General features: G+C 50.9%; 13 protein-coding genes. 10 read left to right on the top strand and 3 right to left on the bottom strand.

Features of this window, described 5'->3' with window-relative positions; all coding sequences use genetic code 11:
• The 3 genes from Q0Z69_RS16165 to Q0Z69_RS16155 all read right to left on the bottom strand — a co-directional run.
• Window positions 1–1,326: relaxase/mobilization nuclease domain-containing protein (locus tag Q0Z69_RS16165; RefSeq protein ID WP_298035433.1), on the bottom strand; the 1,326-nt coding region annotated here is incomplete at its 3' end.
• On the bottom strand, window positions 1,287–1,616 hold the full coding sequence (gene mobC / locus Q0Z69_RS16160; protein WP_298035432.1) for a plasmid mobilization protein: 330 nt from the start codon (window positions 1,614–1,616) through the stop codon (window positions 1,287–1,289). The genes mobC and Q0Z69_RS16165, both read right to left, overlap by 40 nt.
• A 266-nt stretch (window positions 1,617–1,882) precedes the next feature.
• On the bottom strand, window positions 1,883–2,224 hold the full coding sequence (locus Q0Z69_RS16155; RefSeq protein ID WP_298035431.1) for a helix-turn-helix domain-containing protein: 342 nt from the start codon (window positions 2,222–2,224) through the stop codon (window positions 1,883–1,885).
• Window positions 2,225–2,405: 181 nt separating this feature from the next.
• Here Q0Z69_RS16155 and Q0Z69_RS16150 point away from each other — a divergent pair, with 181 nt between their 5' ends.
• The 10 genes from Q0Z69_RS16150 to Q0Z69_RS16105 all read left to right on the top strand — a co-directional run.
• Window positions 2,406–2,975, top strand: a complete 570-nt coding sequence (locus Q0Z69_RS16150) for a TetR/AcrR family transcriptional regulator (protein WP_298035430.1) — start codon at window positions 2,406–2,408, stop codon at window positions 2,973–2,975.
• A gap of 65 nt (window positions 2,976–3,040) precedes the next feature.
• A complete protein-coding gene (locus Q0Z69_RS16145) occupies window positions 3,041–4,255 on the top strand; it encodes a cation diffusion facilitator family transporter (RefSeq protein WP_298035429.1) in 1,215 nt (404 codons plus the stop codon).
• Window positions 4,252–5,631, top strand: coding sequence for an MATE family efflux transporter (locus tag Q0Z69_RS16140; protein ID WP_298035428.1), 1,380 nt, complete (start codon window positions 4,252–4,254; stop codon window positions 5,629–5,631). The genes Q0Z69_RS16145 and Q0Z69_RS16140 overlap by 4 nt, the downstream gene beginning before the upstream one ends.
• Window positions 5,628–5,996, top strand: coding sequence for a metal-dependent transcriptional regulator (locus Q0Z69_RS16135; protein ID WP_298035435.1), 369 nt, complete (start codon window positions 5,628–5,630; stop codon window positions 5,994–5,996). Before Q0Z69_RS16140 ends, Q0Z69_RS16135 begins: the two co-directional genes overlap by 4 nt.
• A 492-nt stretch (window positions 5,997–6,488) precedes the next feature.
• Entirely contained in the window at window positions 6,489–6,917 is a 429-nt protein-coding gene (locus tag Q0Z69_RS16130; RefSeq protein ID WP_298035427.1) for a sigma-70 family RNA polymerase sigma factor, read from the top strand.
• A 5-nt stretch (window positions 6,918–6,922) separates the two neighbouring features.
• A complete protein-coding gene (locus Q0Z69_RS16125; RefSeq protein WP_298035426.1) occupies window positions 6,923–7,159 on the top strand; it encodes a helix-turn-helix domain-containing protein in 237 nt (78 codons plus the stop codon).
• Window positions 7,160–7,567: 408 nt separating this feature from the next.
• Complete coding sequence (locus Q0Z69_RS16120) at window positions 7,568–7,741, top strand: hypothetical protein (protein WP_298035425.1); 174 nt, start codon at window positions 7,568–7,570, stop codon at window positions 7,739–7,741.
• 92 nt (window positions 7,742–7,833) lie between these two features.
• Entirely contained in the window at window positions 7,834–7,968 is a 135-nt protein-coding gene (locus Q0Z69_RS16115; RefSeq protein WP_298035424.1) for a hypothetical protein, read from the top strand.
• Window positions 7,965–8,255, top strand: a complete 291-nt coding sequence (locus tag Q0Z69_RS16110) for a hypothetical protein (RefSeq protein ID WP_298035423.1) — start codon at window positions 7,965–7,967, stop codon at window positions 8,253–8,255. Before Q0Z69_RS16115 ends, Q0Z69_RS16110 begins: the two co-directional genes overlap by 4 nt.
• Window positions 8,256–8,335: 80 nt before the next feature.
• Window positions 8,336–8,490 (top strand): TnpV protein (locus Q0Z69_RS16105; RefSeq protein WP_367272341.1); only part of this gene is annotated, 155 nt, incomplete at its 3' end.

Below are 8,490 nucleotides of genomic sequence, written 5' to 3'. Positions count from 1 at the left end.
TTGCTTCCTTTCCTGTTGCCGGGGCGTTACCCGCAAAATGCCGTCCACATTCTGCTTGATGATGCCGTACTCTTTCAACTCCTTTTTTACCTCGCCATACTTCGCGTACAGCCGTTCTTTTTCCTCCACCAGCCGGGCATACTCCGCTTTCAGCACGGCCAGATCGGGTAGCTTCTTCACGCCGCTTTCCTGCAAGGCCCGCCCCGCCGCCTCGTACAATATCAGGGTGCTTTCATGCTCCTGCCGGAACCGGGCCTTGTCCGCCGCCCGCCGGTACTCCATCGCCACGGGACGGGTCTGCCTGTATGTGGTGACGTTCTTTATCAGCACAGCCATTTCCCCAAGGCGGCTTTCCACGGCTTTCAGCACGGCGGCGGCTTCCTCGCTGGCGGCGGTGATCTCCGCCACCCGACTTTCCAGATTAGGATAGGTGTCAAGCCCGTGTTCCGTCAGGAAGTTCATGGTCTTTGCCGCCTGCTGTAAGTTGTGTATCTTCGCCCACCTCGCATAGCCTGCCGATTGCTGGGCCTTGATGCTGTTCTCAATGTCGATACGCAGAGAAATTCCTTTGCGGGCTTTCGGCTTCCGGGTAACGATGGCCCGGCCCTGGATGCGTTCGGTGATCGCTTCCTCGGTGTAGGCTTCGCCCAGCGTCTTGCATCGGGTGAACCGCTCTTGACCTGGAGCGCGGAACGACACGAATTTGCCCCGCTTTATCTCATAGCCCTGCTTCTCCATGAGCCGCAGAAAATCTTCAAAATCTTTTGCCTGGGGAATAGCGGCGTCAATGGCAATTTTCAGCTTCGCTTTCCAGCTCCGGCCCTGCCGCTGGGCGTTCCATTCTGTATAAGACTGGCCCCGGTTCTGGCCCGGCTTCACCACGGATAGCCCCTGTTCCCGGCACAGCCGGTCACTGGTGCGGCGGATAAACGCATAGCTTTGTTTATTAGAAACATATTTCCGGCAATTCACCATATCCACGGCGCAGAAAATGATGTGATTATGGACGTGGCCCTTGTCAATGTGGGTTGTCAGCACATAGGGATATTTCCCCTGCAAAACCTCGTCGGCCAGCCGCCGCCCAATCTCATGGGCCTGCTCCGGCGTGGCCTCGCCGGGAGCAAAGGACTGTATCAGGTGGTGGCCCAAGTTGTTGCCTTTCTGGATGGCCTGGGCCAACAGCATTTCAAATTCAATGTCCGCCGTTTCATAGGAACAGCCGAAAGAGGACACCAGCATTTTCCCGTCTGTCTTGTCCGGGTTCTCAATGTAGTCAAGAGCCTTTTTCAGCGTTGACTTGATAGGATGTATCTTTGTAACCGCCATATCTCCGCCAGCGCCCCCTTTATGTCCTCCAAGTCCTGTGCGTACACTGTGCCGGTGCTGTTCACCCTGCGGGCAATTTGATTGACATTGACGCCAATCTTCTGTATCTCCACCGTCTGCGCCCGGATGTCGCTGGTGTCCACGTTGACGATATAGCCGTCAATGAGCATCTTCCGAGCATAGGCCGAAAAATTGCCGGTATGGAGCAGGGCCATTTTCTGCTGTATCAACGCCTGTTCCTCCGCCGTCACCGGGACACGCAGCACGATTTTCCGCTTTCTGTTCGCCATGCGTCACCTCCATTCTGAATAAGGGTTTGGGATTATCCCAACAAGCGAAAACGGACACGGCCCGGCAGGGAGCCGGAGCGGGCCGTTTTCCGGGAGTGTGGCCACACTCCCTATGCTTGCTCCGTTACCCCTCCCCCCGTTCCGCTTCCCTCGTCCTTCGTACTAACAAAGCGAATTGAAACAGGAAAATTGTGCGCTAAAGGTAAGCAATTCAGCAAAAAAACGCAAAAAAATAGAAGCCGCTCTGCGTCCTCGCAAAGCGACCTCTATTTGTCCCCGATGGCCCCGTCCAATGCACCCTCTATAATAGGCAGAAATTCTTCGGGACACAGTTTCACCTTATGGCTGACGCGCTGGCGCTGGGGGCTTTCGACTTCAACAGCGGGCAGGCCAAAGTATTTCTCAACAGGCAGGCCCAAAACATGGACAAGCTGTATAATGACGGGCAGGCTTGGAATTATGTGGTCGTTCTCGATGTTGATAAGATAAACTGTTGAGATGTGTGCCAACTCTGCGACTTTTTGCCGCGACATCCGCAGTTGTTTCCTTGCCGCCTTTGCGTCCTCTCCAAAAGCCTCAAAACCGGGACAATCCTGGATATTAGCCATATTGTATCACCCACCTACATTGTATACTTTATATTTTCAAATGGAAATAAAGTATAAAAGGCAGGTATTACCCTTTATTATATAAGATTTTGCAAACCATCTGATAGCTGAATGAAAAGAGGCTTGACAAAATGCTTATTGTGGTCTATACTTGAACAGTAATTCAATATTGGAGGTCAATATGGCGCAAGTATTGAAAGACGAGATACGGGAAAAAATCCTTGTAGCTGCTTTAGATGAATTTTTCGATAAGGGCTATAAGTTGGCAGCCATGCGGAATATCGCGGCCAATGCTCAAATCCCTACGGGCCTTATCTACTCCTACTATAAAAACAAGGCTGATCTGTTCGATGCCATTCTCCGCCCTGTGCTATATGATTGGGAACGGGTACTGACCGCTGGCGGAGAAGCTGGACACAAGCACATCAACACAGAAATCTATGGGTTGAGTATGGCGGAAACGGACTGTCTATTAAACCTATTTGACCATCGAAAAGAATTTATTATCTTGATTGACAAGAGCGGCGGCACAAAGTATGAATGTGAGAAAGAACGCTTTGTTAAAGACATAGAGGCGCACTTGCTGGAGCATCAGGACGATCACTCCACAGATGCAGTTTTCATCCACATTATTGCGAATAACTTTGTGGACGGCCTCATGCAAATCATGTATCACTATCAGGGAAAGGAATGGGCAATTATGATTTTACATAGATTATCCAAAATGTACTTGTCTGGGATCGGTCTTTAAGACCGGTTCCTTTTTTTTATTGAACAATATTGAATTTAAGTTCAGGATTAAAGGAGGAACAGCAAATGATGGCCCAACTAATCAAGCTATATTTCAAAGGCAAAGCAAACATATCTGACGTTGCCGTAAAGAGGGCTTATGCCTCACTGTCAAGTGTTGCAGGCATTATCCTGAATTTGCTTTTGTGTACGGCCAAAATCGTGACTGGCCTTTTCAGCCGTTCTGTTGCTATCTCTGCGGACGGATTTAACAACTTGTCAGATGCAGGAATTTCGCTTATGACGCTCTTGGGGTTCCAGATCGCACGGTATGGCCGGGGAAGCACTCACCCGTTTGGGCATGGACGGTTTGAGTGGATTATGGGAATTTTTGCTTCTCTTGCCGTGGTGTTGATGGGAGGCCAGCTTATACATACCGCTGTCCAATCCATCGTCAATCCCCAAAAGCCGCTGTTCAGCGTGGCAACGGTTATCGTCCTGGTGCTGTCCATTCTGGTAAAAGCCTATATGTATTTTTACAATCGGCAATTTGCGAAAGTTACAAATTCCGAAACGCTGAAAGCAACTGCGGCAGACTGTATCAGCGACGCCGCCGCCACAGGAGCGGTCTTGCTCTCAACCGTAATCGGTCATATAACAGGCTGGCAGATCGACGGCTACTGCGGCGCTGTGGTATCTGGATTTATTGTGATAGCAGGGATAAAAAGCCTGTGGGAAGTCTTGGGGCGGGTTATGGGCCAAGCCACCGACCAGAGCATGATTGACGATGTTCTGCGGACTGTCGAGGCATACCCGGAAATTGCGGCGGTGCAGAATTTGATGGTGCATGACTATGGGTTTGGCTATTTTGTGATCTCCCTACGAGTTGAGGGGTACAGAAAAGACAGTGAACAGCTTTACAACGCAATCCACGAAATCTCTTGCACCTTATACAAACAGTTTCATTGTGATTGCTTCATTCAAGCTGATTATCTCATAGATGATGATGTGTTGACCGCGCATTTACAGGATAAAGCTGAAATCGTTTTGCAAAGGTATGGCGGTAAGGTCAGCATAGACCATTTCCGGCTGCTGGAAAGCGGACGCTACACCACGATTGCGTTTGATCTGCTTTACCCTGCCGAACTGCAAAAAAGCGAGGAAGTCATTTGCCAGGAAATTGAAAAGGAATTGAAAACCGACAATCTGCAATACCGCACGATCATCAAAAGTATTCTTCGGCGGGAGCGATACGGTTCCCACCGTCGAAATAAATTCAAAAATCAGGAGGACAACCAATGAACCAGCAAAGCAGCAATCGAATTAGCATCATGCGGGACGAGCCAGTAGCGGCCTCGTTGATGAAATTAGGTGTGCCGACCATGATCGGTATGCTGATCTCCGCACTTTACAACGCCATCGACGCCTATTTTGTGGGCGGCTTGGGCATGAGCCAGATGGGAGCGGTGTCCGTGGTATTCCCCATCGTTCAGATCGTCATTGGCCTGGGGATGATGTTCGGCGCTGGAGCATCTTCCTACATTTCCCGGTCACTTGGAAAAGGTGACAACGCAGAGGCCAACCGTGCCGCCTCCACCGCCCTCTTTGCCAGTGTCCTTGTCGGGGCGGTCATCATCGCAGGAATTATGATATTCCTTGCCCCCGTGTTGGTATCGCTGGGAGCAACGGATACGATTTTGCCCTATGCGAAAGGCTACGCTCAAATTTATGTGACCGGCTCCATTATCAACGTGTTTACCGTCACGATGAACAATCTTCTGACCGCACAGGGCGCTACCCGCTTCACCATGATCGCTATGCTCACGGGCAGTATCACCAATGTCATTTTAGACCCCATTATGATTTACGGCCTGGACTGGGGCATTGAAGGCGCGGCCATCGCTACTGTGATCTCTCTGTGTGTCAACATGGCTCTCTATATTGGGTACATAGCGACAAAACAGGGCGTTCTCCGGCTGTCGGTACAGAACATCCAGCTTTCCCCCCAGCTCTTGGGCGAGATTTTGAAAATCGGTATTCCTGTGCTTCTGTTCCAGCTTCTTGCCAGCGCGTCTATGGGGCTTACTAACAGCGCGGCGAAGCCCTACGGGGACTATGCTGTGGCGGCGATGGGAGCAGTCACCCGTATTATGACAGTCGGGACTTACATCGTTTTTGGCTTTTTGAAAGGCTTCCAGCCATTTGCCGGATATAACTACGGCGCAAAGAAATTTGACCGGCTGAAAAAGGCTATCCGCCTTTGCCTGATCTGGTCTACTACCTTTGGAATTGCTGCGGCCATTATCCTTGTTATCTTTGCGGAACCGATTGTATCTCTTTTCGGCACTGATACGGAAATGGTAAAGCTGGCAAGCATGGCCCTCCGGCTGAACGCGATCTTGTTTATCACCTTTGGTTTCCAGATGGTATATGCAAGCCTTTATCTTTCCATAGGAAAAAGTTTGGTGGGTGGACTATTGAGCTTGAGCCGACAAGGGATTTTCTTCCTGCCGCTGATCTATGTGTTGCCTCGGCTGTTCCAGTTGTCCGGGGTCATTTGGGTACAGCCAGCAGCCGACTTACTGACAACCGCAGTTACATTCATTTTTGCAATTAAAATTCATCGTGCTTTAACTGTGGAAACACCTGCCCAGCCACAAGGAGGTGAACAGACCTGACATTGAGCAAATCCTTAGAGGACTACTTGGAGGCCATTTTGATACTTCACCAGAAAAGGGGAAGTGTCAGATCGGTTGATCTTGCCGAACATATGGGATATTCCAAAGCAAGTGTCAGCCATGCGGTGAAAAAACTGCGAACTGGTGGATTTCTGGTCGTAAATGAAAACGGATGTCTTTGCCTGACCGATGCAGGACGAGCGGTTGCCGAAAAGATTTACGAGCGTCACCAATTCTTTAGGGAACAGCTAATCGCTGCTGGTGTCGATCAGAAAACGGCAGAACAGGACGCTCACCAGATAGAACACGTAATCAGTGACCTATCGTTCCAAAAGTTGAAAGAAAAAGCACAGCAGGCCGATTAGCGCATATCGGTCTGGCTGGTACATGGATTGCCTGCCCCGACGGGGAAAGAAAAAAACCGTTGGTCGGGGCAGTTCATTTCCCGCGCCCAATTTACATGATGCCAAATCAGACGGCGGTTTTCGATGATGAAAGCCGCCGTCTGACTGTTGGTAGGATTGGCGGCTGATAGGAGGCAGCCGCTATGAAACGCATAGCCTTTCGACCCAATCAAACGAAAATTGCACCATCAAAAAAAGCCCGTTCTCCGCCTGGGAGAACTGCGGCTATGAGTTTATACTATACAGTGTAAGTTGCGAAATAAATACTTTATATATCGCCTGGTGGGTTATAAACCCGCCGGGCGATTTTTGTCGTTTTCCGCCGCTTGCCGACCGGCTGAAAAAATATTTTTCAAAACCGGCATTTTACCGCGCAGTTTGGCCTAATCGTTTCGCTCTGTTAGCGGAAAGGGAGAGAACCACCACCATCCCCCGACGAAAGGGGGTGAGAAGATGGGAGTAACCCCCCGCTTTAACAGTCCGGGCCAGTTTGACCGCTACTGCAAGCTGGCACTGGAACATGAAGCCATTGACTATCTGCGGAAAATGGACAGCCTGCACGACCGCCAAATGTCGTTGAGCATCCTGCCGCAGAGAGAAATGGACAAGCTCTCCACGGTAGACAGCTACCCCAGCGAAAGCCATGTTTTTACGTCGCATGGGTGTGATCTGCCGATTGAGAACGAGCTTGTGGCCGACGCCTTTGCCGGGCTGACGGAACAGGAGCAGAGTATCTTAATTCTGCATTGTGTCCTGGGAATGTCGGACAGCAAGATCGGCACAGTCATGGAGCTGTCCCGCTATGCCGTTCAGCGGCGCAGGCGGAAGGCACTGGAAGAACTGCGGAGCAAATTGGCGGCGTTAATGCCGAAAGGAGGTTAGCGCAAATGTCGAACCCCAATTACAAGGGGCGGGCGCTTCTGCCTTTATCGGTGATCGAAGCCGCTCGCGCCGGGGATGCCGAAGCCGTGGAGGAAGTCTTACGGTACTACGAGAGCTACATAAACAAGCTCTGTACCCGGACGCTCTATGACAAGTACGGCTATCCCCATGTATGCGTGGACGAGTACATGAAGCATCTTTTGGAGATCAAGCTCATCTACGCTATCGTCGCCGTGGACTGACGGCAACCGGCCCGGCTGGGCAGACGGAACAGCTTACCCTTTCCCTGTTCCCCCGCCTCCGGCCCGGCGCTGCACCTTGACAAAGAAAGCCCGCAAGATAACGGCGGAGCAGCATAGGGCAACGGACACATTCTGTATGTGCCGCATCGGTGGGCGCGCCATGACCTCATACCCTATGGGAGAGCGGGAACCGCTTACACCGAAAGCTGGCAGCTATAATCAGCGGCACATACGCTAACGATACTCCCTTACAGCCACAGTCCGAGCGTTAAAAGCGTCGCAGGCGATGGGTAGGGCCGCGTGTGAACCACGCGGGGGTGAAAGTCCCGTGGTGCTGGGCCAACAGCCGTCCGATTTATGCCCCTTTTACAGCAAACCTTTTGTTCCAAGAAAGGGGGACTATACCGTATGAGTACGGTATTAACGCAAAAGATCAACGCCCCCGTTGTACGTCAGTACGAGATTGGGGGCGTTCGCTATATCGTTCGGGCCACTGTCAGCGACAGGGCCAGAGAGAACGCAGTAACCAAGATTAACCGTTTAATTCAGGGTGATTTGGAGCAGAAAAAGTCCCAGCCCTGAACAAGAATTTTTGAGCTGACTAACGGGGCCTGATATGATATAACCATATTGTATCAAGGCCCCGTTTTCCGGCTGCGGAATAGGAGGCCAAAATGAGCAAACAGCCGGACATGGTGATCGCACTGTACTACTGTGCGGCACGGACAAACGAAATTGATACAACCTTGCACCTTGACAATCAAACGCATCAACTTCCCTTTTTCCAGAAAGGGGGTGCGCTGAAATGATGAAGCCGAACATTACGCCGGTCAACACATTCCAGCGCATTACCAGTACTGCCCCTCTGCGGGAGGAAACCCGCACAGCTATTCAGAACACGGTCTTGCAGTTCTACGCCCACAACAGCCAGCAGGAGGACGACACCGAGGGTTTGACGGCCTGTTATGAGCGGTTGTCCCAAGAAGATAAGCTGGACGGTGAGAGCAACAGCATCATCAACCATGATGTAATTTATAAAGGAGGGTTTCTTCCTCGAAAATTACATCATGACTGCGGCTCATTTGTGACGATTTGAAAAAGCAGTTATGAGGAAAGGAGCAGACAGGCGCAGACCTCAAACTGCAATCACAATTATCACACGGAAAGGAGCCGTCAATGGAATCGCTATTTGAACAAATGGGCGGTACATACCGGGTCGAAGGAGATTATCTTCTTCCAAATCTCATACTGCCGGACACGGGCAGCCGTCCCATCGGAAAGTATGGACGTATGCGCCTAAATTATCTGAAAGAACATCACGGGACACTCTA

This window comes from uncultured Dysosmobacter sp. (assembly GCF_947631165.1).
GTDB lineage: Bacteria > Bacillota > Clostridia > Oscillospirales > Oscillospiraceae > Oscillibacter.
Note: the sequence above shows the minus strand (reverse complement) of the source record. Positions and strands in the feature narration are given on the sequence as shown.